The organism is Marinomonas sp. 63XJN7_7_ISO-PGPR-S23-202 (assembly GCF_056173505.1).
In genome coordinates, this window is sequence record NZ_CM149677.1 from 82,164 (window position 1) to 107,330 (window position 25,167).

The 25,167-nt window shown below is 42.3% G+C and carries 23 protein-coding genes; 11 read left to right on the forward strand and 12 right to left on the reverse strand.

What is annotated here, in order from left to right; genetic code table 11:
- Nucleotides 1-92: 92 nt before the first annotated feature.
- On the forward strand, nt 93-1,682 hold the full coding sequence (gene norR / locus AC0VYG_RS00390; protein ID WP_475430388.1) for a nitric oxide reductase transcriptional regulator NorR: 1,590 nt from the start codon (nt 93-95) through the stop codon (nt 1,680-1,682).
- A 93-nt stretch (nt 1,683-1,775) separates the two neighbouring features.
- Here norR and AC0VYG_RS00395 read toward each other — a convergent pair whose 3' ends face one another.
- Nucleotides 1,776-2,201 carry a group II truncated hemoglobin gene (locus AC0VYG_RS00395; RefSeq protein ID WP_475430389.1) on the reverse strand — a complete coding sequence of 142 codons (426 nt, stop codon included), beginning with the start codon at nt 2,199-2,201 and terminating at the stop codon, nt 1,776-1,778.
- Between the two features lie 562 nt (nt 2,202-2,763).
- On the opposite strand from AC0VYG_RS00395, the gene AC0VYG_RS00400 reads away from it, so the two are divergent.
- Complete coding sequence (locus AC0VYG_RS00400) at nt 2,764-4,053, forward strand: MATE family efflux transporter (protein WP_475432565.1); 1,290 nt, start codon at nt 2,764-2,766, stop codon at nt 4,051-4,053.
- Here AC0VYG_RS00400 and AC0VYG_RS00405 read toward each other — a convergent pair whose 3' ends face one another.
- Entirely contained in the window at nt 4,054-4,830 is a 777-nt protein-coding gene (locus tag AC0VYG_RS00405) for an FCD domain-containing protein (RefSeq protein ID WP_475430390.1), read from the reverse strand.
- A gap of 515 nt (nt 4,831-5,345) precedes the next feature.
- On the opposite strand from AC0VYG_RS00405, the gene AC0VYG_RS00410 reads away from it, so the two are divergent.
- On the forward strand, nt 5,346-8,228 hold the full coding sequence (locus AC0VYG_RS00410) for an FAD-binding and (Fe-S)-binding domain-containing protein (RefSeq protein WP_475430391.1): 2,883 nt from the start codon (nt 5,346-5,348) through the stop codon (nt 8,226-8,228).
- Between the two features lie 197 nt (nt 8,229-8,425).
- Complete coding sequence (locus tag AC0VYG_RS00415) at nt 8,426-9,670, forward strand: HD-GYP domain-containing protein (RefSeq protein WP_475430392.1); 1,245 nt, start codon at nt 8,426-8,428, stop codon at nt 9,668-9,670.
- 125 nt (nt 9,671-9,795) lie between these two features.
- Here AC0VYG_RS00415 and AC0VYG_RS00420 read toward each other — a convergent pair whose 3' ends face one another.
- Nucleotides 9,796-10,683 carry a LysR family transcriptional regulator gene (locus AC0VYG_RS00420; RefSeq protein ID WP_475430393.1) on the reverse strand — a complete coding sequence of 296 codons (888 nt, stop codon included), beginning with the start codon at nt 10,681-10,683 and terminating at the stop codon, nt 9,796-9,798.
- A 132-nt stretch (nt 10,684-10,815) separates the two neighbouring features.
- On the opposite strand from AC0VYG_RS00420, the gene AC0VYG_RS00425 reads away from it, so the two are divergent.
- The gene (locus AC0VYG_RS00425) at nt 10,816-12,015 is read left to right on the forward strand and encodes an MFS transporter (protein ID WP_475430394.1); all 1,200 of its coding nucleotides are present in this window, start codon (nt 10,816-10,818) and stop codon (nt 12,013-12,015) included.
- 243 nt (nt 12,016-12,258) lie between these two features.
- On the opposite strand, the gene AC0VYG_RS00430 is transcribed toward AC0VYG_RS00425, so the two are convergent.
- Nucleotides 12,259-13,062: an AraC family transcriptional regulator gene (locus AC0VYG_RS00430; RefSeq protein ID WP_475430395.1), complete on the reverse strand. Its 804-nt coding sequence runs from the start codon at nt 13,060-13,062 to the stop codon at nt 12,259-12,261.
- 100 nt (nt 13,063-13,162) lie between these two features.
- Here AC0VYG_RS00430 and AC0VYG_RS00435 point away from each other — a divergent pair, with 100 nt between their 5' ends.
- The 3 genes from AC0VYG_RS00435 to AC0VYG_RS00445 all read left to right on the forward strand — a co-directional run bounded on the left by AC0VYG_RS00435 (nt 13,163) and on the right by AC0VYG_RS00445 (nt 14,831).
- Complete coding sequence (locus AC0VYG_RS00435; protein WP_475430396.1) at nt 13,163-13,789, forward strand: MSMEG_1061 family FMN-dependent PPOX-type flavoprotein; 627 nt, start codon at nt 13,163-13,165, stop codon at nt 13,787-13,789.
- 85 nt (nt 13,790-13,874) lie between these two features.
- Nucleotides 13,875-14,219, forward strand: coding sequence for a hypothetical protein (locus AC0VYG_RS00440; RefSeq protein ID WP_475430397.1), 345 nt, complete (start codon nt 13,875-13,877; stop codon nt 14,217-14,219).
- A 177-nt stretch (nt 14,220-14,396) separates the two neighbouring features.
- Entirely contained in the window at nt 14,397-14,831 is a 435-nt protein-coding gene (locus AC0VYG_RS00445; protein WP_475430398.1) for a hypothetical protein, read from the forward strand.
- A 94-nt stretch (nt 14,832-14,925) separates the two neighbouring features.
- Here AC0VYG_RS00445 and AC0VYG_RS00450 read toward each other — a convergent pair whose 3' ends face one another.
- A complete protein-coding gene (locus AC0VYG_RS00450) occupies nt 14,926-15,816 on the reverse strand; it encodes a LysR family transcriptional regulator (protein ID WP_067012945.1) in 891 nt (296 codons plus the stop codon).
- Nucleotides 15,817-15,917: 101 nt separating this feature from the next.
- On the opposite strand from AC0VYG_RS00450, the gene AC0VYG_RS00455 reads away from it, so the two are divergent.
- Complete coding sequence (locus tag AC0VYG_RS00455; RefSeq protein ID WP_199475654.1) at nt 15,918-16,133, forward strand: DUF2798 domain-containing protein; 216 nt, start codon at nt 15,918-15,920, stop codon at nt 16,131-16,133.
- Between the two features lie 193 nt (nt 16,134-16,326).
- Here the strand turns inward: AC0VYG_RS00455 and AC0VYG_RS00460 are convergent, their stop codons facing one another.
- Nucleotides 16,327-16,797 carry a MarR family winged helix-turn-helix transcriptional regulator gene (locus AC0VYG_RS00460; protein WP_475430399.1) on the reverse strand — a complete coding sequence of 157 codons (471 nt, stop codon included), beginning with the start codon at nt 16,795-16,797 and terminating at the stop codon, nt 16,327-16,329.
- Between the two features lie 72 nt (nt 16,798-16,869).
- Here AC0VYG_RS00460 and AC0VYG_RS00465 point away from each other — a divergent pair, with 72 nt between their 5' ends.
- Nucleotides 16,870-17,322, forward strand: coding sequence for a carboxymuconolactone decarboxylase family protein (locus AC0VYG_RS00465; RefSeq protein ID WP_475430400.1), 453 nt, complete (start codon nt 16,870-16,872; stop codon nt 17,320-17,322).
- A gap of 112 nt (nt 17,323-17,434) precedes the next feature.
- Here the strand turns inward: AC0VYG_RS00465 and srmL are convergent, their stop codons facing one another.
- The 6 genes from srmL to AC0VYG_RS00495 all read right to left on the reverse strand — a co-directional run bounded on the left by srmL (nt 17,435) and on the right by AC0VYG_RS00495 (nt 23,124).
- Complete coding sequence (gene srmL / locus AC0VYG_RS00470; protein ID WP_475430401.1) at nt 17,435-18,589, reverse strand: PheS-related mystery ligase SrmL; 1,155 nt, start codon at nt 18,587-18,589, stop codon at nt 17,435-17,437.
- A 243-nt stretch (nt 18,590-18,832) separates the two neighbouring features.
- Entirely contained in the window at nt 18,833-19,582 is a 750-nt protein-coding gene (locus tag AC0VYG_RS00475; RefSeq protein ID WP_475430402.1) for a phytanoyl-CoA dioxygenase family protein, read from the reverse strand.
- Nucleotides 19,563-20,747, reverse strand: a complete 1,185-nt coding sequence (locus AC0VYG_RS00480; RefSeq protein WP_475430403.1) for an APC family permease — start codon at nt 20,745-20,747, stop codon at nt 19,563-19,565. Before AC0VYG_RS00480 ends, AC0VYG_RS00475 begins: the two co-directional genes overlap by 20 nt.
- Nucleotides 20,740-21,585 (reverse strand): hypothetical protein, encoded by an 846-nt coding sequence (locus tag AC0VYG_RS00485; RefSeq protein ID WP_475430404.1) that lies wholly within the window; start codon nt 21,583-21,585, stop codon nt 20,740-20,742. The genes AC0VYG_RS00480 and AC0VYG_RS00485 overlap by 8 nt, the downstream gene beginning before the upstream one ends.
- Nucleotides 21,586-21,653: 68 nt before the next feature.
- Entirely contained in the window at nt 21,654-22,229 is a 576-nt protein-coding gene (locus AC0VYG_RS00490; protein ID WP_475430405.1) for a hypothetical protein, read from the reverse strand.
- A gap of 244 nt (nt 22,230-22,473) precedes the next feature.
- Nucleotides 22,474-23,124 (reverse strand): pyridoxamine 5'-phosphate oxidase family protein, encoded by a 651-nt coding sequence (locus AC0VYG_RS00495; protein WP_475430406.1) that lies wholly within the window; start codon nt 23,122-23,124, stop codon nt 22,474-22,476.
- Between the two features lie 106 nt (nt 23,125-23,230).
- Between AC0VYG_RS00495 and AC0VYG_RS00500 the strand changes: the two genes are divergently transcribed.
- Nucleotides 23,231-24,784, forward strand: a complete 1,554-nt coding sequence (locus tag AC0VYG_RS00500; protein ID WP_475430407.1) for an aminotransferase-like domain-containing protein — start codon at nt 23,231-23,233, stop codon at nt 24,782-24,784.
- Nucleotides 24,785-25,167 lie beyond the last annotated feature (383 nt).

A 25,167-nucleotide genomic window follows, 5' to 3' on the forward strand; every position in this document is an offset into this window, starting at 1 on the left:
TGACCTGATCTATATCAAGTCATAACACTTCAAATATGTCATTATGACCTATATTGAAATTCACCTAGATTTGACCAGAAAATGAGAACGCTATGAAGCAAGTGTCGAATAATGCCCTATTGAGTTTTGCGCTGGATTTAGCCAGTGCGGTGACCCAAGCCAATCGATTTGAGCAATTAGTGTACGCGGTAAAAGCCACCATCAATTGCGATGCGGTGGTGCTCTTGGTTCATCAACACGGAGTGTTAACCCCGATTGCCCAGCGGGGCTTGTCGGATGATTTAATGGGTCGGCGCTTTATTATTGCAGAGCACCCGCGACTTAATGAAATCTGTGCTGGGCATTATCCGGTACGCTTTCCCGCAGACTCTGCCCTTCCTGATCCTTACGATGGCATGGTACTTGGCCATGATGAAAACCTTCCTGTGCATTCCTGCATGGGTGTGCCTTTGTATGTGGAAGGCAAACTGATCGGGGTTGTGACGTTAGACAGTATCGAGCCCTATGTGTTTGATTCCATCGACTCTCGTGCCTTAGAAATCATCGGCAGCATGGCGTCGATGACGCTTAATACGGCAATACTGATGGAGCAGTTAGAGAACAAATCCCAACGTGCTGAACATGTATTACAAGCCATGAACAAGCAGGTTAATGAAAAAGATGGTCACATGGAAATGATTGGGCAAAGCGATGGTATGAAAGCCTTGATCCAAGCAATCAAACTGGTTGCCCCTTCCGACTTCGCTATCTTAATTGAAGGTGAAACGGGGGTGGGCAAAGAGCTGGTGGCACGGACTCTTCATCAAGCCTCAAGTCGTGCATCGGCCCCCATGGTGTATGTGAATTGTGCGGCGATTCCGCAACACCTGATCGAAAGCGAATTATTCGGTCATGTGAAAGGGGCATTTACGGGGGCGGATCGAGATCGTGAAGGCAAATTTCTTTTGGCTGATGGCGGCACCTTGTTTCTGGATGAAATTGGCGAGCTGCCTTTGGAGGTGCAAGGAACCCTACTTCGAGCGATTCAAAACCAAGAAATTCAAGCCGTGGGTAAAGATCAAACTCGCAAAATCGATGTGCGTGTCATTGCGGCGACCAATCGTCATTTAGAAACGGAAGTCGCGGAGCATCGTTTTCGTGCCGATCTTTTCCATCGCCTAAGTGTTTTTCCAATTCAAGTGCCGCCCTTAAGAGAACGGCAAGGCGATGTGCCTTTATTAGCGGGCTTTTTTACTGAGCGCTTTCGTCGCAAGCTGGGCTTGCAGCAGCTTACCTTATCGGCATCAGCCATGAGATTGCTGGAGAGTTATCATTGGCCTGGTAATGTGCGTGAACTTGAGCATGTGATCTCGCGAGCCGCGCTCTATGCTAAAGCGGCGGTGCCAACAGGGATTACCACCATTACACCCGCACACCTAACAGGGTTACAGATAGATAACACTTTTAAAAAACAGCAACAGGCTATTTCTGATACAGTTGAAAGCGTTTCAAACGCATTTGAAGAGCCCATAAATTTACGTGAAAAAACAGATGCTTATCAGCGAGATTTAATACATCGTGCTTTGCTGGATGCTGATGGTAATTGGGCGCAAGCGGCACGATTTTTATCGATGGACAGAGCCAATTTGGTTCGTTTAGCGAAGCGTTTGGACGTATCTGTCAGTAAGGAAGTGAAGGCCTGAAACCTTCTCCCAGTCTCCCCTTTAACAGAGGGAAGCTTAGGCTGTTTGTTCCCTCCCCTTTTGTCTTTCAAGGGGAGGGTTAGAGAGGGGTTGTTAATTATGTCTCGCCGCGCTTACTTGTCGAATGCGTTCTGCTGGAAATTCGAGTTTGGGGAGCAAGTAAGCTTTTAAGTCATCTGGGTAGCCGAGTTCGTCTAATGCGGCTGCCATACAATTGAGCCACATGGCTTTTTCTTTATCCGTGACGATTAAATGTGCATGGACTTGGGGTAAACTGATTGGCCCATATTTTTTCGAAAATAGCTTTTCGCCGCCCATCCAGCCAGATAAAAAAGACACCAATTTGTCGATGGTTAGCTCAAGATTGCTAGGGTGCATATCAAACAAGGGGCGAAATTCAGGGGTGTTTCCCATGATGCGGTAGAAGGTTTCGACTAGGGTTTGTAGCCCAGTTAAACCACCAACCGCTTGTAAGGTTCCATCGCCTTCGCCATAAACGGGTATATTAGTCGTTGTCATCGGTATCTTTTCCATGAAATCACTATGAGACTTTTGCTCGACTACTGCGCTTGCCAATACTTTGTTAAAAACAGACTCAAAATGCTCATTTATCGCTATAAACTCCGCTTTCTCGTCTGTTTTTGCCGCGTCTTAGCGTCGCTCGTGACATCGTGCAAAGGTCTCACTGTGTATAAAAATGAGCAGTGATTTTAGCAAATTTTCCATTGATTTGAGAGATAATTGTGGAAAAAAGAATCGGTTATCCCTCTATGTTAAACTTGGTCTGATCGATATTTCTTCTCAATACTGTGGATAAACACAGTGTCAGTTCATAAAATAAACATTTCATGGTGTGTTTCACGCCAAATTGCGCTTTTTACTGCAAAAAAGTGCGTTAATTATGTATAACTAGGACTATTTTCCACATTGGCGATTGAAAAAGAGCGATGTGTATAGTATTGCCGTTATCCACAATATAGCGATTATCCACAAGGATCCGTTCCCAGTGCTCAAAAAATCTTTTCAAAAGCTGCGTTATTCCTATCAAGTTGATGCGCTTCTTCATAAAAAAATCTGGCGAATGGCTTGGCCGCCCATGGTGTCGAATATCACTACGCCACTTCTCGGTTTGGTGGATACCGCGGTGGTGGGTCATCTAGGGAGCGCAACGCCTCTTGGTGCCGTGGCGATTGGCGGTAGTATCTTTAGCTTCCTGTTTTGGGCGTTTGGCTTTTTGCGCATGGGATCCACTGGATTAACAGCGCAAGCCATGGGCCAAGAAGATGATCGGCGCGTTCGAGAGCTATTATTGCAATCGGTGTTGATGGGAGTGTTTATTGGCTTAATGCTGATTCTATTTCGCGGGCCGATTATTGATCTGGCGATCGATCTAATGTCGCCCAGTGCTGATGTCGCACCATGGGCTCGATTGTATTGTGAGATACGAATTTTCAGTGCGCCTGCGGTATTAGCGGGCTATGCCTTAATTGGCTGGTTTTTCGGTGTGCAATATTCCAAAGGCCCACTTTGGATGTTATTAGCGATTAACCTTGCGAACATGATATTCGATTACATCGCGGTCTATCATATGGGCATGGCCAGTGATGGGGTCGCTTGGGGCACTTTACTGGCTCAATATCTTGGCGTGACCATTGCTATTGGTCTGGCATTTTTCCGCTTAAAAGGCTTTTCTGGTCAAGTACCGCTGAAGGCGCTTGCTAAATGGCGGGCGTATATTGCCTTGATTCAAGTAAACCGATACCTATTTGTACGGACGATTTTACTTTTGTTAGTGATGCTCTTTTTCACCGCACAAGGGGCGCGTCAGGGAGATGATATCTTGGCGGCGAATGCGGTGTTAATGACGTTTTTAATGATCATATCGAATGCGTTAGATGGTTTTGCCTTTTCTGTTGAAGCATTATGTGGTGAGTCCTATGGTCGTAAAGATAAAGCCAATTTCCAAAAAGTTATGCGTCTTTCTACCTATTGGGCCCTACTTGCGGCGTTGATATTAGTCGCTATTTTTTGGATTTTTGGCAATCAAATCATTGCTTTATTAACAAGTGTTCAAAGTGTTCGGAACGATGCGGATCTGTACCTACCCTGGCTGATTAGCTATCCTCTGTTGGGTATTTGGTCGTTTATGTTAGACGGTGTATTTATTGGTACAACCAGCGTGAAACAGATGCAAAACACCATGATTCTCTGCGTATTAGGCGTCTTTTTTCCGGTTTGGTATCTGTCTCAAGGGCTCGGGAACCATGGTTTATGGTTAAGCCAAGCCGCTTTGTTTGTTGCTCGCGCCATCACTTTGTATTGGTGTTATCGACAAAATATAAAAAACAATGTTTGGTTTGCTGCAAGATAATTAATGGGGCGGCTGGTGTTCATTTCGACGTAATGAGCGCTGAATGCGCGTTTCTTCTTTTTGCCTGTTTAATAGATGATCTTCCACAAAGACCAAATGATCGTGTGCGGCCGCTCGGGCGGCATTGCCATCCCCCGCCATGATGGCCTCATAAAGGGTTTTGTGTTGTGCCATTACCACTTGTCTTGCTTGAGGTTGTTTGAACAGGTTCTGCAAGTTCGCCGAGACACTTCTAGCAAGCACGGCGTATAGACTGCGTAATGTATGCAGCAAAACAATATTGTGGGCGGCTTCTGCAATGATCATATGAAAGTCGGCATCAAGCTTTGCTTCAAGGGCAAAGTCTTGTGCTTGGTTCGCTTCGGCTAAGGCATGGAAGCATCGAGTCAATTTGGCTCTATCGGCCTCGGTACTTCGCGTGGCGGCATAATAAGATGATAGACCTTCCAAGGCATCGCGAAACTCCAATTGATCGTATAAAAACTCGTCATGGGCACACAGCAGGTCTTGTAATGGATCCGCAAATGAGCTGCCAATGTTGTCTGCTACGTAAGTACCGCCACCATGTCGGCTGAATAAAATTCCCCGTGCGATTAGCTTTTGAATGGCTTCTCTGAGTGATGGGCGAGATACCTCAAAGCGGGCGGCCAACTCCCGTTCTGGTGGTAATTTTTGCCCTGGCGTAAAGCTGCCTTCAAGGATCATGCTTTCCAATTGCTGCATAATGATATCGGAGATTTTTGGTGGTTTTACACGGCTGAATGAGTCGGACGTCATCTTGTTATTCCTTTTTAGCTCAAGGATGGTATGGAACACATTGTTTCTATTTAACTTTTTATAGTGGTCTGACCTATTTGTCTTTTATACATTTTGAGACTTTTACACGACTACTGCGCTTGCCAATACTTTGTTAAAAACAGACTTAAAATGCTCATTTATAGGGATAAACTCCGCTTTCTCTTCTTTTTTGCCGTGCCTTGGTGTCGCTCGTGACATAGTGCAAAGGTCTCATTCGATATGGCGATGTTATTTTCTGTGCATAAGTGAAAAAGTGGTAAAACCAATCAAAAATGTCGCTAAAATTCATTAAATATCGCCAATTTAACCACTTGACAAAAGCAGTCTTGATTTCTATTGTTGCTCTATATTCACGGTAAATTGGTATGACCAATTAAAAGGGTTGTCGATGTATTTGTCCAGTCGTACTCTTTTAAAATAATAAAATGCTTTGAGTTGTTTGCTTGGTTTTCAAGGAAAACGGCTTAGCAAGACCATTCACAATGGGACGTTATATGACTTCTTCACCTGCAATGACGGATAAAAAAGCCCAATACGATGCGATCCATCAATCACTGAAAAATACGATAGACGAGTCTCGATTGATTCGAGATCCGCTGCGTACCCTTGCCTACGGTACAGATGCGAGCTTCTATCGTTTGCTTCCTCAGTTAGTGGTCCGAGTGAACAACGAAGACGAAGTTCGTTTGGTGCTCAAAGAGGCGAAAGCGCGGAATTTGCCGGTAACGTTTCGAGCGGCGGGCACGAGTTTGTCTGGACAGGCGGTAACCGACTCCGTATTGCTCCAGTTGTCCGACCAGTGGAAAGGTCATCGCATCCTCGATCAGGGTCAGCGCATTTCACTGCAACCCGGTATTATCGGCGCACGCGCCAATCAACTACTGGCACCGTTTCAACGTAAAATTGGCCCCGATCCCGCGTCTATCAATGCCTGCATGATTGGTGGTATTGCTGCGAATAACGCCAGTGGTATGTGCTGTGGTACGGCACAAAACAGCTACCAGACGATTGAAAGTGCTAGGCTGATTTTTGCGGATGGCACCTTACTGGATACCGCCGATGAAAGTAGCCGCTTAGCCTTTGGCAATCACCATGCCGATTTATTAGATACCTTGACTCAACTGTCAAAGCAAGTACGTGCTAATGATGACTTGGCAAACAAAATAAGACACAAATATCGTCTAAAGAATACAACAGGATACAGTTTAAACAGCTTGGTGGATTACCAAGACCCGTTTGATATTTTGTTGCATCTGATGATTGGTTCCGAGGGAACGTTAGGGTTTATCAGCGAAGTCACTTACCAAACGGTAGTGGATCACCCAATCAAAGCGGCAGCCATGATCTTTTTTGCCGATATGGAGGCGACTTGTCGAGCGGTCACGTCCTTAAAAAGTGCCCCTGTGTCCGCCGTTGAGTTGATCGACCGAGCAGGGCTTCGGGCAGTCGAAGGCAAACCTGGTATGCCGGAGAGTCTATCTTCTCTGGAAGCGCAAGCAGCGGGCTTGTTGGTGGATGTTCGAGCCGCTACAGAAGAAGAGTTAGACGATAATTTGGCTCTGGTAAAGCAGGCGCTAAATGGACAGGCAACTCTAAACGACATTGAGTTTACCCAAGACAAAGTCATTTACGATTCTTATTGGAAGATCCGCAAAGGCTTGTTTCCTGCCGTCGGTGCGGTACGTCCTGTTGGGACAACCGTGATTATTGAAGACGTGGCTTTTCCGGTCGAAAAACTCGCCGAAGGCGTTTTAGAACTGCAAGGCGTGTTTCAAAAGCACGGTTACAGTGAAGCAATTTTGTTTGGTCATGCGTTAGAAGGCAATTTGCATTTTGTCTTTACCCAAGGGTTCGATGACCCGAATGAAGTGAGTCGCTATGCCGCCTTGATGGATGAAGTTGCCCATTTAGTGGCAGGTAAATACAAAGGATCTTTAAAAGCAGAACACGGTACAGGGCGAAACATGGCGCCTTACGTGGCACTGGAATGGGGCCAAGAAGCCTACGATATCATGTGGCAAATTAAAAATGCCTTTGACCCACAAGGTTTGCTGAATCCGGATGTCATTCTCTCCCACAATGCCAATTTGCATGTGGAAAACCTGAAGCCGCTGCCTAAGGCCAATGATCTGGTTGATACCTGTATCGAATGTGGTTTCTGTGAATCGGTTTGTCCGTCGAAAGCGCTAACGCTAACGCCTCGTCAGCGTATTGTGATTTGGCGGGAAATCCAACGCTTAACCACATCAGGAACCGATCCTGAGCGTTTAGACGCCCTGAAAAAAGAGTACGACTATCAAGGTGTCGATACTTGTGCCGCTTGTGGACTATGTTCGATGCAATGCCCTGTTGGCATTAATACTGGGGATCTGACCCGTGAGCTGCGCCACGATCGTCACCCAGATAGTAAAGTGGGTTATTGGTTGGGCGAGCATTTTGAAGGGGTGACTCAAACCGTACGGTTGGGATTATCAACGGCCAATGTGACCCGAAAAATCATTGGTAATCAGGGCATGGCATCCTTAACAAATATGGCGAATAAAGTGACAGGTGGCGTGGTGCCCCATTGGCGAAGCACCATGCCAAAAGGAGCGGATTCCATTCGTTCATTGTTTTCAGAAAAAATGATCCAAGATGGCAATGGCCCTGATAAAGAGTTGGTGAAACCGACGGTGGTGTATTTGCCCAGCTGTGCGACAAGAATGATGGGGGCGGATCCTACCGGGCAAGACCAGCGCTCTGTTATGGACGTTATGTTGTCTGTACTTAGAAAATCTGGCTATCAGGTTATTGTACCTGACGAGGTTGAAAGCAGCTGTTGTGGGTTAGCCTTTCAAAGCAAGGGGCAGTTTGCCGTCGCGGATAAAAAAGCTAAAGATTTGAATGCAATGCTACTGAGTATTAGTGAGAATGGGCGTTATCCGATTGTCTGTGATACCAGTCCTTGCCTATTGCGTATGACACAAACCTTGGATCCCGTATTGGAATTGTATGAGCAAGTAGGGTTTCTCAAAGAATTTGTTGTACCAAATTTAACCATTACTCAGAAAGCCCCTCGTATTGCCTTACATGTGACATGCAGCACAACGCGCATGGGATTGGCGGATAGCTTTGTACAACTGGCCCATCAATTGGCCGATGAGGTAGTGATTCCTCCCGAGGTAACCTGTTGCGGCTTTGCGGGTGATAAAGGATTTTCCCATCCGGAACTGAACGCCAGTGCCCTGAAGACCTTAGCGAAAGCGGTAGAAGGCTGCGAAGTGGGCTATTCAAACAGCCGCACCTGTGAGATTGGCTTAAGCGAACACAGTGGCATTGAGTATCAATCCATCGTCTATCTCGTTGATCAAGTGTCTGAGGCTTCGTCTGGGTTGTAGGTCTTATTTTAGTTCAACAAGGTGATAGATAGTGACGATTTGTTCTTAGGGTTAATCAAAGGAATTGTGTCGAGGCCATCATGAAGATGACATAGAAAAAAAGATGAAAAAAAGCACGGTTTGTTTACACTATATTGACACATGACGTGGATTGTTTAACAGGGCCTTTTTAGTCATCAAGCTGTGAGGAGAACCGTGTGAACTTTGCCAAAAAAGCATTGAAGCGGATTGTTGTTTCTAGTTTAGTGATTAGTATTGCCGCAGGCTTTATTGGTTGGAGACTGACTAATGAGTCTCTTGAGAAAGAGACAGTAAACCTTGCCTTAGAAGTATCTCAAGGAACCATATCGCATTTTAATCTTAAAGAGGCATCGCCTGAACAACTCTTAGTTCTTGCAAAACAAGTAACGGATCGCTTGTTGATTGATTGGTTTGATATCGCTGAACTTTACGATAAAAATGGTAATCGGATTGCAGAGTCTAGAACACCTTCTGGCGATAAAATTGAAAAGGTTTTGCCACCGCACGAAATCCCCAATTACCAAGAGCCTTTTTACAAAAGTAATCATATAGATTATGACATTTGGGTGTTAAGCACCTTTATTCCCTTAAAAGAACAGGGTGTCATTTGGGGGTATTTGGAAGGTGTTCGCGTTGTGCCAGATTGGCAGCGAGCTGATATCCGTAACTTTGCTCTTTTGATTGCGTTAATGGCAGCTGGTGCCGCTTGGTTGTGTGCTTTGATCATCTATCCGCTGATTTTGTTTTTGAATCGTGAAAACCAGCGTTATATCGGTCGAATCAAAGACGCTAACATCGACATGATGTTTACCATGGGCAAAGCCATTGCGCTGCGGGATTCGGATACAGGGGCTCATAATTACCGTGTGGCGTGGCTTGCAACGGAGCTTGCGGAAGCCTATGGCATGGAGGCGGAATCGTTCAAATCTCTGATTCTAGGCAGTTATTTACATGACGTGGGGAAAATTGCCATTTCGGACGGTATTTTGCTGAAACCAGGTAAACTGACTCCTGAAGAAATGGAAGTCATGAAAACGCATGTGCTAGAAGGCGTGAAAATGGTGGATGGCATAGCGTGGCTGAGTAATGCGAAAACCGTTATCGAAGCACACCATGAAAAATGGGATGGTAATGGTTATCCACATAAGCTTTCGGGACAGAATATTCCCATTAGCGCCCGTATATTTTCGATTGTTGATGTGTTTGATGCTCTATGTTCTAAGCGACCTTACAAAGAGCCGTTCAGTTATGACAAAGCCCTGTCTATCATCAAAGAAGGCAGTGGTTCGCATTTTGACCCAGAGTTAGTGGTTTTATTTGAATGCCATGCGCGCCGTCTTTATGACACTATTATCCATGTCGACGAAGAGACATGCCGGACACTGATGTTGGAAAAAATTGATCGGTATTTTTATTTTTAAATAATTGATAGAGTCATTGTTGTTTCTCCTAAGAGCCAATTAACACTCTAGTGGACTCACTGATTTTCAAATATCTATATAGAATGTCAGTATATTCAGTGCTATCAATGATAGGCCTAATATATTTATAGAAGGCCAGTGGAAACTTTATCCAAAGAGCGTTCTATTTCATCCATGATTAGCGCGCTTTTTGCGTTGGGATGTTTAAACGGTCTTAATGCATAGATAGTGTCCCGTCGTTGAAAGGGGTCATGTAAGACATGTACTAAACTGCCGTTCTGGATTGACCCATGTACTACCCAGTTTGGTAGGCAGCAAAAACCAATTCCTTCGATTGCTAGCATGAGTTGACCATGGAAATCGTCACACTTTGCGGCAATGTGGTTTCTTTCTTCGAGCTTATTCCAGCAAACGGTACTGTTCTTCGAGTATTTTTTGATTAACGGCATATTTTCTAGCTCGTCGATATGAGTGAGCCGATGTTTAGAGGCAAGATCCGGACTAGCGCATATATGCCAAGTTTGCTCCCCTAGTTTTTTGGAATATAACGTACTATTTGGTTGATCTCCAATTCTTATGGCTAAATCAAGGCGCTCAACAATAGGATCAACTAACCGTTCTGTTAGATCAAAACTAAGCTGAATATCTTGATTATTTTGTTTCACTTTTTTTAATATGGGGATAATAACGGTTTTACAAAATGTTGGTAAACAACTGATCTTGATCTCACCAGATTCTGCATTTTCTATCTGTCGGATATCTTCAATAACACTAGAAAGATGTTTTAATATCTCTTTTGACTCTCGATATAAATGATCCCCTGATTCGGTTAAGCCAATAAAATGACTGGATCGAATGAATAACTTCGCACCAATCGACTCTTCTAAGCGATCGATCTGTCTTGTGACTGTCGATACATGGACGCCAAGTTGTTGTGCCGCTTTCGAGAAACTCCCCTTCTCAACGATGGTTTTGAATAAAAAAATCTGGTCGGAACTGATTGGATAATCCATTTTGCATCCTATGCAAAGTTTCTTTGCAATAATTTAGCTGGAAAAATAAAGAGTACTTCATACAATGATTACTTCACTTTAAAGTAAAATTAAACTGAAGAAATATAGTAAATATGCTAAAGGTTTTAATAAATGAATGATAGATACTCACCAAATCAACGTATAAAAAGACTTATTATGCTGATTACTATTCTAGGGCAAGCATCGATTGCCTTGTATCTACCTGCCCTGCCCGTCATCAGTCAAAATTTAGCTATTGATGCTTTTCAGTCAAAACTTACTGTGACGAGCTTTCTGCTTGGCTTTGGTGTGTCTCCTATGTTTTTCGGCCCTATCTCCGATTATATTGGCAGAAAACCCATTTTATTAGCATCGTTGACTTTAGCATTAATCGGTTTTTTAGGTAATAGCATAAGTAAAACCATAGACGTGTTTATCTTATGTCGTGTTCTGGAAGGCTTAGGATGCGGTGGACTATTAACGAGTGGGCGTTCTATTGCTAGAGATGTTTTCTCTGGAAAAGAACTAGCAAGTGCATCATCCTATTTGTCCATGGGGTTTGCTTTAGGCTTTGGTTTGAGCCCTGTTATTGGCGGTGTGTTAGTCCATCATTTGGATTGGAAAGTTATTTTTTATGTGTTAGCTGCTTTTGATCTTATGTTGATATTAGTGTGTACCTTTTATCTTCCTGAAACCAAAAGTCGGGAAGAGTCTAATAAAAGTGGTCGAATGATAAATATATTGCATGACTATCGATCTGCATTATTTAATCATTTTTTTATGTTGAATGTATTGGGTGGTTTTTGTGCCTATTGTATTATAGTTTTATATAATATAGTGACCCCCTTTCTTATTCAAGGTGACTTTGGTTTTTCATCCAGCCAGTATGGTTATCTTGCTGTATTAATAGGTGTTCCTTATTTTATAGCTGCATCCATCAATAAAACACTGGTCATGAAAACGAGTGTCTATTTTTCCTGCTTAATTGGTGGCGGGATGATTACCTTATCTGGTTTTTTAATGTTCGTCTTAACGACGGTTTATACACCCAATATTTATGTTTTAATCATTAGCTTTATGGTGGCAACGTTTGGTCAAGCTTTAATCTTTAGTAACACCATCGCGATGGCTCTACAATTGTTCCCAGCAAGGTCGGCGGGTCGAATAAGTGCATTCTTTAGTAGCTTTCAGATGCTTCTTGTCAGTATCGTCTCTGTTGGTTTTGCTATGCTGTCAGATAAAAGCGTGACTTCACTGGCCATTGTCATATCTGCATTGGGTGCCGGTGCGTTAATTTGTATTTTTGCTTCTGAAAAAGCAGGTAATATTTAATGGGACACACATCTTAAGAAGCCAGTATTTTCAAGGCTCATAGGTTGTGTGTCCTATCAATTCCCGATTTGAGAGGCTACAAACAAAGCTTGGGTGCTGGGTGATGATCGTTTTAAAACCGCAATCGAAGAAAAAACAGGTAGATGAACGAATCTTTAGGGCGGGGAGGAGACAGGAAACCCAAAGCATTTAGAGATAAGAATAATCAATGACACTGACTGATTTATGGATGACTCTATTGATTCAGGTGTTAGAAAAGTAGGCGGATGGTGTAACACCTAATGTTCGTTTAAATAATGCAATAAAGGCGCTGACACTATCATAGCCAAGATCTAAGGCGACGTTGGTAACTGGCACTCCTGTTGCCAGCATTTCCAAAGCACGCATCAGCTTTGCCCGCTGTTTCCAAGCAATATAGGTATAACCTGTTTCTGCAATAAAGCGTCGGCTTAGAGTCCGCTCTGAAATGCCGCTCCATTGTGCCCACTGTGCTTGGCTGCGCTGGTTTCCTGGGTTATCAAGTAAGGCCCTGGCGATGCGAAAGAGTCGAGGGTCATTGGGCATAGGCAAACCGAAAAGTTCAGTGCTCATAGGCAAACCGAAAGGTTCAGTGGTCGCGATTTGTAGCTCGTCGAGAATAACAGAGGTGATGCGTAATTGGCTTTCGTTTAATTCTATTTCTGGCCATTGAGCTGCTCGTATTACTGCTTCGCGAAGCAGGCCAGAGATTTTCATTGCGCAAGGGTGGCTAGGCAAGTTCATACAGGCCTGTTCAGCAATATAGCAACGCCAGACCTCAACGGCTCCATGGGTCCACCCGTAGTGAGGTTGCTGAGGCGGAAGCCATACTGCATTCTCGGCTGAGATCACCCAGGCACCTTGCTCTGTTCCCATAGTGAATAGGCCTTTTCGCAACCCCGAGAGTTGACCTCGGTGATGGCTATGCATGCCAAAGTTGTGTCGTTCCAGAGGTCTTTTATCATAGAAAGCCGTCATTATAGGGTGGTTCGGATCTCTTTCGGCGATAAGAAACTTTTCTTCAAGCATGGCGTAAACTCGACATTGAATGGCATAACTAGCTTAGCACGGCCATAACTGTCTTGCTATGCTTTATAGAGTCGATACTAGACATCACGGGGATATGACCATGACTCAATCTAAATCAATTCTTATCGAGTCCGATCTTGATCAACTTTATGATCCACCACTAGAGCATATTCAGAAGGCAGTAATGCCTGAACTTATGTCTTTCCATATGGAGTATCTTGCGAAAGCTACTTTTTTTTGTTTGGCAACAGGACGAGATACAGGGTTAGATGCTTCGCCTCGTGGTGGTCCGCCAGGTTTCGTTCATGTTGTTAACAATAAGACATTGGCTTTCGCAGACTGGCCAGGAAATAACCGTATCGAGTCTATGCGTAACCTTGTGCATGACAACCGGATCGGGATGCTTTTTTTGTTCCCGGGACTTGGGGTGTTTATGCGCATTAATGGTCGAGGTCACATTACCAATGAGGCAACAATTTGCCATGAACTTTGTGAGGGAAGTAAGACGCCCAAAACTGCGATTGTTGTTAGTGTAGATGAAGTGCTTTTTCACTGCGGCAAGGCAGTGAACAGAGCTAGGTTATGGGATGATGCTTCCAAACTTGACCGAGAAAGCCTGCCAACACCGGGGCAAATGCTTGCGGCGATGACCAATCAGAGTAACGATGTGGCAAAGGCAATTGATGAAAACTATGAGCATGCAATTCGTCATGATCTTTATGGTTAATTAAAGGATAGTCTCTTCACATCCTCAATTTAATATCAGAGCGTAGCTTGGTAGAGATTCGGGAGGCTGAGGCCACAAATAAAACTTGGGTACTGGATGGCAACTGGTTTCTGGTGCAAGCTTTGAGCACCGCCGTGGCTGGGTTGAAGGGAGTTTGTTATTTTTAACCAGTGTCTTTACTATCGATGTGTGTACCTATGCGGTAATGAGTAACCATCTTCATGTGGTGTTGCATATCAATGTAGAAAAAGCGGCGAAGTGGTCTACATTAGAGGTTCTGCAAAGGTGGCATAAGTTACATAAAGGCACCTTGTTTACTCAGCAATATGTAAGAGGGGAATCATTGCCAGACTATGCAATGGCTTTGGTAGAAGTGTTTGCTGATACTTATAGAAGCCGCCTTATGGACATTAGCTGGTTTATACCCTAAAGGGCACACGTGAAAGAGCTTAATGAGCCAATTGCTCGACAAGCAAATTTTGAAGACAACTGCACTGGTAGGTACTATTCGCATCGTTTCACTCGCTCACCCTTCGGGCCCGCTAAAGCGGTTCAAATTTTTACAAAATTAGTGGTAAGGTCGTTTTAAATCTCAGGCGCTGCTTGTATGACTTATGTTGATCTTAATCCGTTAAGGGCAAAAATAAGTGAAACGCTTGAAGCTTCGGAATTTACTAGCGTTAAAAAGCGTGTGGTCGCAGCTAATAAACATCAAAAGCAACCAAAATTGCTTTATCCTTTTGTCGGTAACCCCAGAGAAAACATGTCGGATGGCCTACCTTTTGAATTATCAGATTATCTTGAATTGGTTGATATGACTGGGCGAATCATCCGAGAAGATAAACGTGGCGCTATAAATGCCTCACTGTTGCCGATTCTTCAACGACTCAATATATCCTCAGAAAATTGGCTTTGTATCGCCTCTGAATTTGGATCAAGAACGGGTAATGTTGTGGGTGTCGAACAATCTATTGTTCATTATTGTGAATCAAATCATCGACAGAGAAAGCCCCGTCAGCAAAGCGTTAAACTGCTCACCTAATTTTATTTAGTACATTCCTCTACAAAGGGCCAATGGGGTCGTTGTCATTGGTATTTTGAATGGCGATCACGATGGTGTATAAAAGAACGGCTGACTAAGGTGTTGGGTGAAACCAAGTTTGCTTTTCAAGGAATGACATTAACTCATCTTTAAATAATGAGGCTCTGGCTGATAAGCTGCGTCGATAAGGCCACACTAAATAAATCTCCCTATCTTGCCCACGCCATTCTGGCAATACTCGAATTAGCTCTCCCTTTTTTAGGTCGGTATTGACAATACTCATTGGAATTAACGAAATACCTGCCCCTGCCTTGGTCAGGTTGAGTGTGATGTTCATATCGTTGCTGATGTGCTGATGGTCTTTATTCAGCGCATGCCTTTCCCCTGCACTATTGATTAACGGCCAATCGGAAAACATTTGCGAGGCGATACTCGGTGCATTTTTCAACTCTTCAATAGAATGAGGCAGAGGATGCGGCATGTTGGGAGAAGCGACTAAAATGGGTTCGATGTGTCCCAGCCGTTTTTGTATCAATGAGGAGTTTGGTTGTGGGCCAGAGCGCAGAGCGATGTCTGCGCGGGTACTGATTATGTCTTGCAGAGTATTGCTTAATTCTATGTCCAGTCTGATATCTGGATACAGTTGGATAAACCCTTGCCAAAATGCGTCCAGTGGTCCACTGCCTAGATTCACCGGTGCTAAAACCTTTAAATCCCCTTGTAAGCTGTTCAAGGTTTGATCAAGGTTAGAAATGCGTTGGTCTAGGGCATCAACAAACTCAGCACATTCTTGATAATAAGCTTCTCCTGCTGGTGTGAGTGTGAGCCCTTTTGTTGAACGATGTAATAACTCGCAGCCAAGTTTTTGTTCGAGGGCACTGATACGACGGGACACAGTGGCGATGGTCATATCAAGATGCTGTGCCGCCGCCGTGAGGCTATTTTTATTAGCAGCGGTGATAAAAATCTTTAAGTCGTCTAACATTTGCATATTTGTAAAATGAATTATTAAATTTAGCTATATATTACACATATAGATGCTTGCTAGTCTTGTTTCAAAGAAAATTTAACGATAGGAGTGTTTATATGAAGCACAGAATTATTTTTGCTGTTCTTATGTCGTTTACCTTGTCACTGATTATGTCAGCGTGGATCACTTACGTGAACATCGGCATGCATCCGGATTTTGTTCGTTTCTGGATGAATGCTTGGGCGTTAGCTTGGCCAGCCGCTGGCATCATCTCCTTTATCGCAGGGCCTTTTCTGCACAGCTTGGCGTATAAAATTGCCAACAAGATATAAAAAACGCAGGGGAATACATCTTGGATCAATGGGGGATGCTTATAAGTCAGCCAGTGCCATAAATTCCAGATAAAACATAATGGGTTGTGTTCTCCATTGCATCCCCCAAGTTCCTACGCATTTCAGATCAATGAATCCAGAGTCATTGGTGTTTTCTCCTATAACCTGTTTTTGAATCTCCCCAGTGTTCTGTTTATGTATTTTGGGCGGTTGTGACAAGCCAGTGTCGGATGATGGCTTCTTCGTCTTTGGTAAAGCCTTTTAATAAATCCGCTTCGGCTAATGCCACAGCTGTTTTGCACTTGCTTAGAAGTGTCTTGCCTGAGTCAGTGACGTCAATGACTTGAATTCGACCATGTTCTTGGTGTGGACGTCGGGTCACTAGGCCGGCTTTGTCTAAATTTTTCACGATCACGCTCATGGTTTGCGGTGTGAGCAGTGACAATCTTGCCAGATCTGCCCCCGAGGCACCTGGGTAGGCATCAAGCATAGTGAGTACTGAAAACTGAGGTAGGGTGATGTCATATTCCGTTAGGGCTTTTTCCATACGTATTTTATGGCTTCCATGTGCCTGTCTTAGTAAATAGCTAATATGACCTTCTACGCCACGTTTGCCTTCGCCAACGTCTGGAATGCGGCTATGAGATGGTTTCTTCTTGCTCATAATGTAAGAACTCTGATATCTTTTATAATGTTCGAGTTCTTATATTAATGTTTGTGAGGGAGAAAGTGAATCATGAAAGAAGCATCCGTTTACTTTGATTATGTAAGTTATGAAAAATCTACACCCGCTGTGGTGGCGGCGTTAAAAGCCCTTGGGAAGGCAATTGATGATTCAGGTTTAGATAAAGCGCTCACAGAGGTTGTGAAAATTCGTGTCTCGCAAATGAACAACTGCGCTTTCTGCCTACAGCTGCATTTTTCTTTTGGTCGTAAAGTGGGGTTGTCTCAAGAAAAGATGGAGTCCGTATCCAAATGGCGAGAGGTTGATCTCTTTTCAGATCGAGAGCGTGCAGCGTTAGATTGGTCCGAGGCGTTAACCTTGATGGCCCAACAAAAAGTGCCTAGTACATCCTATGACGAATTAGTGAAACAATTTACTGAATCAGAAATTGCTTTTTTAACAGCGGCCATCGGTAATATTAACGCTTGGAACCGCATCGCTGGCGGGTTGAAGTTCCCTGTTTAATAGCAGGGCCTTTTCTGCACAGTTTGGCGTATAAAATTGCCAACAAGATATAAAAAGCACAGGGGAATATATCTCTGTGCTTTTTGAGTTGTCGTGCTTTTTTCAAAAAGAGTTAGATGGCTAAATGCGTCTGGCTGCCCTCGTTAAGCGCTAAATACACGGTATTGCGGATTTCATTGGCTAACGCGGTGGGCAGGCTTTGGCTAGGATGACGAAGCACTAAACGTAATAAGAGATTGTCTTGGTGTTCGGCTATGCCAAGCCTTGCGATGGCGACTGGTGGCAGCGCGTGATAGGGCGTTCGTGAGATAAGTCGAATGTCTTCTAACCACTCGGCTTGTTCTTCCAGTGCTAAGCGCACTTTATCGCCAATGATGTCCATATCGATATGTTGATCGACAACGAGGGAGAGGTCTCGTTCTGTTATGGGTTGTCGAGAGACTGGTTGCCAAGGTGAGAGGGTTTGCATTTGTGTTTGCACTCTAGGTTCTGGGTCGCGTAATAAGCGAATGTCAGGGATGCCCTTGCGTAGCATAAGTACTCTATCCAATCCCAACCCCATAGCAAGGCCCGTATAGTGTTCACTAGACCAGCCATTTCGATCAAGTAAGGCGGGATCTATGTTGCCACACTCGCCTATTTCGACAAGTTCACTCTGATCAATGTTGCCTTGTTCAATGGCATCCAGCTGCACACCGTTTTGGGTATATGGATGGGGTGAGGTGGAAATTTCCACTTTATGGTTGGGTAATAAGGTGCCCATTAATGCGGCAATACTGTCATGCAAAATCTGTTCGTCACTGGCTTGGCTTTTCGGCAGGACAATCCAGATATCCAGTTGGTGGGGCTCAGCACTGTGCCAGCGATCAATGCAGTCGCGACGATAGACAAGGCCATGACTTAATAATCCAAGTGACTCTGGACGATAATGTCGCCAGCTGCTTAACCAAGCGGGAACAGCGCTAGAGGTTTGCGTTCGTAGCATTAAATCTTTATTGACATAACGGCTATAGCGACTGTCTCTGGAGGCACCATCGTCGGGATAGCCAAGGGCGTCATAGTTTTCGTAAACGGGCACTATGGGGTTGGCGTTTAGCCTTTGAATGTAACAAGACCACAGGGATTGGATGGCGGTTTCGGCCTCGCTGATGAGCTGTTGCATGGCATGAATGCCTTGCTTTGGGTTGGTTAGGTCGCGTAGAGAGAGTGCCTTAAGCAGTTGTTCGTGGGTGAGATATTCGTAGGTTAAATCGTTGTTAGTAGACATAGTTATGCTCCATAAATCCAAGATAAAAGGTGAAAGTCGTCTTTTTTGGATTCCTCCGAGTCGGGACTCGGAGAGAGCTTGTCTATGAAAGGTTATTTCAAGTAGAACAAAGCCGCCGGGTCCAGTGTAGGGACTCGGAGGCGGATAAATCGATGTGTGCGTGCTAGTAAATAGTTCATGATTTTATCCTATCATAGGGGCTTTATAAGTGCTAGTAAATAAATTGAGTGTTTTTTGAGATAACTAATTTTTTAACATACTAATTTTTTGGATGTTAGAGTCATCTAAGACAATATCAGGTCTAGAGCTTCGCTTAATTGATTTGTTTGAAATTGCATTATAAGTCAGTGTTATTAAGCGTCTTGGAGAACTGCTTAGGTTGGCCGTTGAGGAATGTAATAAATTAGTATGCATCATTTTTATTGTCCCTCTCTTATCATCACCATAGCTTATTCCATTTCGATCAATCCAATACTTTATATCTTCTTTTAAAGCATAAATTAACTTATGTGGAGTGTCTTTATAAGAAAATTCAGTGTTTTTAATATTAGATTTATGAGATTCTAAAATATATTGAAAACTACCGTTATCTCGATAAAAATCGTCTAAATAAATCAATACATTCACCATATTTGGAAGAGGGATGTTATCTTCGTTATGATAGGTTGGAAAATCTCTATGCCAACTCCATACCCCTCCACTAAAAGAACTTTTTAAATTTATTCCAAATTGAAATACGTACACATCTTCACCTAATATATCAATCACCTGACTTAATATCTTAGGGTTTTTAATTATAAGGTCAAAGTAACTCATCTCAATATGAGGATTTGCTATACTTCTAGGTGTGATTCCATCTAGTTCATATATAATGTGAAATCTATCTGGATTATTTATAATAAAATCAATTTTTGATATTATTTCATCAATTTCTTTTGGATGTAAGGTGTGTTCACCATTAATCAATCCTTGATCAAAAAAATCTTTTGTCATATTTCCTCCTGAATAAATTGAAAAGCAATAAAAAAACAACCACTAAAAATGAGTATGATAAAAATAAAAAGTTATAGATCAATATCAATGTCATAAAAATAGAAACAAAAAAAGCTAAAAATCTGAAAGGTTTTTTTAGCTCTATTTTAATATATGAGAATATTAATAAAACATATATTAATGAAAATATAGCTCCTACTTGAGAAACCAAAGTGTTGATATCTATATGACTATAAAGGATTATAGATGTAATAAAAACAAAAATAAAAGTCGATATGGATTGTATCTTAATTTTAGAGTACCTTGTAACATCCTTTAATAAGGAAGTCATACCAATATTCCAAGTGACGATATTTCCTAAAACAGCCATAAAAATTAAGATGATGGGAAATATCGCCATTAAATTTAGACTGCTGTTATTTTGTATTAACCATGATAATGAATTAGGGTCTATCTGACTCTTTGTGTTTTTCATTATTATATAAATAAGAAAAAAATATACAGCCATAGCTAAAAATGAACCTAAAACCATAGTAAAAAAATATTTAATTTTTTTACTGCCGAATCTGCTACTAATAGACGGCATGTTTTCCAAACCAGCAAAGGCTAGAATTGTGACTAGTAAAGCTGAGTAGAAACTGTGAGGTGTAAAATTATTCATATCATTTTTTTCAATTCCTTGAGTATTTAGAAACAATATTAAAATCGAGAAAAATACAAGAATGACAATTGCAAATTGCACTATGCTTAAAAATGTAAAGCGGAATGTATTTATATAAAATGAAAATAAGAATATAAAAATGCAAATAACAAACTCACCATTTCTTTCTAAATCAAAAAAATAACCGGTAATTTTGGAAGAAAACACTCCAGCAATAGGTAAACCAATTGCCAGAGCAGAAGATAACAAAATAGGTATTATGTTTTTGAATTTTTCTCCAATGAAATTTACTACCAAATCATCTAAACTAGACATTGATAGAACTGAAATTCTATAAAACATGAAGCTAAAAAAAATAGAAAACAAAAAGCCGATAAAAATAATTAAATTTACATAGCCTCCAGCATAATAAAGCACCGAGCTTGGAATAAATAAGATGCCTGCGCCTATAATAGATGAAAAGGATAGCGCTGCCCCTGTGTGAAGACTGATAGATTTAGGCATAATTATTTTTTTTGGATACTCCGCTACCAAAGTTTATTTTTTTTCTCGCTGCATAACTTCTAATTTCATTTACAGCTTCAATACAGCGATCATATGAAACTCCTGAGTATGTATTAATGTATTCCCTAGATACCTCATCAATGTCTAACGGCCAATCACTCTCTGCATTATAATTTTTTGATTTTGGAAATAATTTCTTCCCATAAAAATTATTTGGCAAAGGAAGTATTGGTTGGGCTTCAACATCGTTAATAAGATCTTCATCAATGATTTTTTTTATCCAATTTATGGTTGTTGTTAATGTTTCTTCAGTTTCGAGATCTGTTCCCAAAACAAAAGATCCGTAGACGGCAATATTGTGAGACTTAACTATTTTAAGAGCTTGATAATTTATATCCACACTATCCTTTATCCCTTTCATATCCTTAAGGGTTATATCACATCCAGACTCAAGACCTATATTCATTTTATATACACCGATATCCTTAAGTTGTTTTGACAATTCCGGAGATCGAACAATATCTAAAGCTTGCTCATAAATAAAAAATAAAGGTTCAAAACCTAAGTCTTTTGGTTTAGATTCATGTACTTCATTAATGAATCTTGAAAAGCTAGTTAAGCTATCACAGACCTCATAAAAAATTTCGGCCCCAACCTGACGATTTGCTATTCTAACTTCTTCCCAAAAAATATGAGCTGAAGAAAAGCTTACATCTAATAACATATCACAATGTTTACATTTTATATTTTCATTTGCTCTATTACAGCCCCGAGCACGATTCATTGTTGTAACCCCTTTTGGAGTAACACCACAATGAAGGTGACCAAAAGATGACATGTAATTATCTAAATAGGCCTTCCACATATAAGGTGGGTACAATGTTCTATCTATTATTGGAAATTGATCTAAAGCAGTTTTTCGGTTTTTCGGTTTTTTGTTTTTTCAAAAGGATAGTTGAGAATAGTAAGTGCTTTTTTGTCTTTTTTAAAATTAAATCCTAGAATATCACCACACTCATTTCTATATGTTAAGCTAGGAATGCTCTCAAAATCTCCTTCATCATACGCTAACTTTTTTAAAAGCATTTCTAGCGGATGCTCTCCATATTCTGCTCCAATAACGAAATCAATGTACGGCCGATTTTTTAATATATTTTGAGATAAATGTGCTGCCTGATCGTTTCCTAGTAAAGTATAAGATTGTATTGACTTCGAAAATTTTGCAATATCTAAAGCTGTTTGGTACGAGGTTGCTAAAACTCCGATACCTACAATCCATGGTTTTTCTTTTTCTATTTCATCTAACACTGCTTGTAAGCCAAGAACACCACTATCCCGACAAATAATATTTAGATTAGGCATTCTATTCTTTAACCAAGTTCCCAAGGATAGAATGTTAAGAGGAGGAAAACTGTAGTCATTAGCGATTGATGCCATAGACTCATCATTACCAGCATTAACTAAATAAACTAGTTTTTTCAATTTAAAAATCCTTTTTTTGATCTTATCAAATTCCAACCTATAATAAAATTGATCAAAAAACAAACTAAATCGATAAAAAATAGAAATAAAAATGTATACTTTTCTATTTTTAGAAATAAGGACACGTCTCGATTTTAGGTGCCTGAAATTTATGTTTAATGCATGATGTCAGGCTACGAAGAGTAGCTAATTTTAGGCCTGACATCGGATTTGTGGTTAGCTTAGAATGATTTTTGTTGAATTATTATAATGACTTAGGTGCGGTTGGTTCTGAGTAATCTTCTTGTTGAAGCGGATCTTGTTCTGCTTTTCCCCACTGTCTTTCCAATGGCAGTACACCTGCCCATACTGGCCAGTCGTTATCGGCTGGGTCGTCAACGGGAGGTTCGGCGCGCATTTTGACGGAAGCTTCGTCGATTTTGATTCGAACCACGCCCGTGGCTTTGATTTCCTGTTCGTTCACTGGGCGTAGTGTTTCCCAGCGGCCAGGGCTGACTTTGTCTAAGAAGAGTTTGAACTGGCGAACTTTTTCTTCTTGGTCCTCAATACGTTCTGGTACGCCAAATAAGGTGACGGAACGATAATTCACCGAATGGTGCATGGCAGAACGTGCCAATACCAAACCATCCAATAGACTGACGTTAATGCAAACTTTTTCAGGCTCGTCGATTGGTCCTTTGACATTGCGCGCTTTGGAATGGGCGTGCCAGTAGAAATAATCACCTTCTCGCCAATGACTGGTGGGCGTAACGAAGACTTGGCCGTCTTTGGTTTGCCCTACATGACACATTAACGCCGCATCGATAATGTCCAGGGCTAGGTCTTTATCGTAGGAAGCGCGGTTTGGGCCGCGCTTTACTCTGCTTAATGACGTTTCTGTGAGTGACTGGCTCATGAATTATCTCCTTGTATCTTGTTAGATGGCTAGCTATAACAAGACTTTAGAGAAATCTGGCTTTAATAAAAATAGCCAGAATGAAGATAAATAAGCAGGCCAGATTATGAAGCACGCGGTAGCCAGTTTGCGCTTCTCTTTAAGTGAAGATGCGCCCTATTACCAACAATTGATTGAGCAAATCCAGCAAGGCATTGCGTCTGGGCAATTATCTGTAAACGATAAATTGCCTTCGTCGCGGGCCTTGGCATTGTCCTTGGGCGTGTCTCGGAGTACGACGTCCAGAGCCTATGAACAGCTCATCGCCGAAGGGGTTCTCGTTAGTGAGCAAAAGCGTGGTGTATTTGTTGCGGCGACTACTATTCGTAGCATAGCAGCGCAATCGGTCAGAGCTACGTCGCCCATTGAATTAGATAAGATGACCAATGAGGAAAAGTCGGTCGAACAAGCGTGGCTAGCCTTTGACTCTGGGGCGGATGTGTCTGTCTTTCCGAGTAAAGAGTGGGCTGCTAGTATGCGCCGCAGCTGGTTAAAACCGGATTGGAGGGTATTAAATGGTGATTATGAATCGGGTTTGCCAGCGCTGAAAGAAGCAATCAGGGACTACCTTTATCAAGTTCGAGGTTTGCAATGCTATTCTGAGCAAGTATTCTTGACAGCGGGTAATCGCGATGCTTTGTTACAGCTGCAACATGTTTTCGTCAATGTTGCGAAAAAAGCCAAATGGTGGGTTGAAGATCCCACTTATTTGCCGATAATCGAGACACTTTCACAACAAGGAAACGTTGGTCTTCTGCCCATGGACGATGATGGCGCCCGTTTGCAATCTGCAGACGGTTCTAGCTTTTCTCCAAATAATGTCGCTGTGCTGACACCCGGCCGACAGTATCCTTTAGGTATGACAATGAGCTCGCCAAGACGGCAAGAGTGGATTCAGCGTTTACAAGATCCCTCCTCTTCTTGGTGGTTAGTAGAAGATGATTATGACAATGAGTTTGTCTATCAGGGGCAAAGTAATGTACCGCTCATGCAAACCGCGAGTTTGCATGAGGTAGCAAAGGAACGTTTGTTTTTTATTGGTAGCTTTTCCAAGGTGCTTTTTCGCGGCCTGCGCTTGGGTTTTATTATCGCCCCTTTGAAGCATATTAAACAATTGGCAAGGAGCCAGAAGTTGCTAGGTTCTTCCGTCTCTTTACCCATACAGCCTGCCGTAGCGGATTTTATGATTCAGGGGAACTTTGGTCGACATATGAATCGTATGCGCCGTTACTATCGCTTAAAGCGAGATGCCTTGCTGGTACTGTTGGAGGCGAGTCTTGTTCCTTGGTTTGTTTGGCAACGACCAAGTGGTGGAATGCATGTTTTGATTGAATTGGCACCGTGTTGGTTTGATGAGCCGCATGGCCCCGTTGAGCAGACAGAGGAAGACGAGTCTAAGGGCCTGAAACAACCGCTGTGGGATGAGGTCATCGCGGCGAGGATGAAAGAGCAAGGTTTCCTGTTATCGACCTTGTCGAACTACTTTGTAAACAAGCCTAGCCGACAGGGATTCATTCTCGGGTTTAGTAGCACACCAGAAGACGTCATGCGCGTTTTGGTGCAAGCGTTGGCTGAGGTGTGTAGAGAAATCTGTCCTAAAGATAGGCACATTATATTGTAAATAAAATGTCGTTTTGTGTTTTATAAAAAGGATTTTTGAAAAAAAATCGTGAAGAAAGTGGTCTCAAAGGCTACACTGGGGTTTGTGCCGTGGGTATTTTTTGTTATATTCCGCCCAACAAATACAAATAAAAGTGTCAGCTGCCTGTCTACATTATTTATACAGCGGCTTATTTATGGATTTATAGCAATTTTTTGGAAAAAAAAGTGAACAAATGTAGCACCTTATTCTCTAAAATAGAGTCTTTTACTACACAAATGGCCTTTTTTTCGCTAGTGGCTTTTATGTGCTCTTTTTTGACGTTTTGTTTAGTGTCTGATGCCTTCATTCCATCGTATCTCATTGTTCTTCAATCCCAAATTCTAGACGCGTTGCTGTCAATC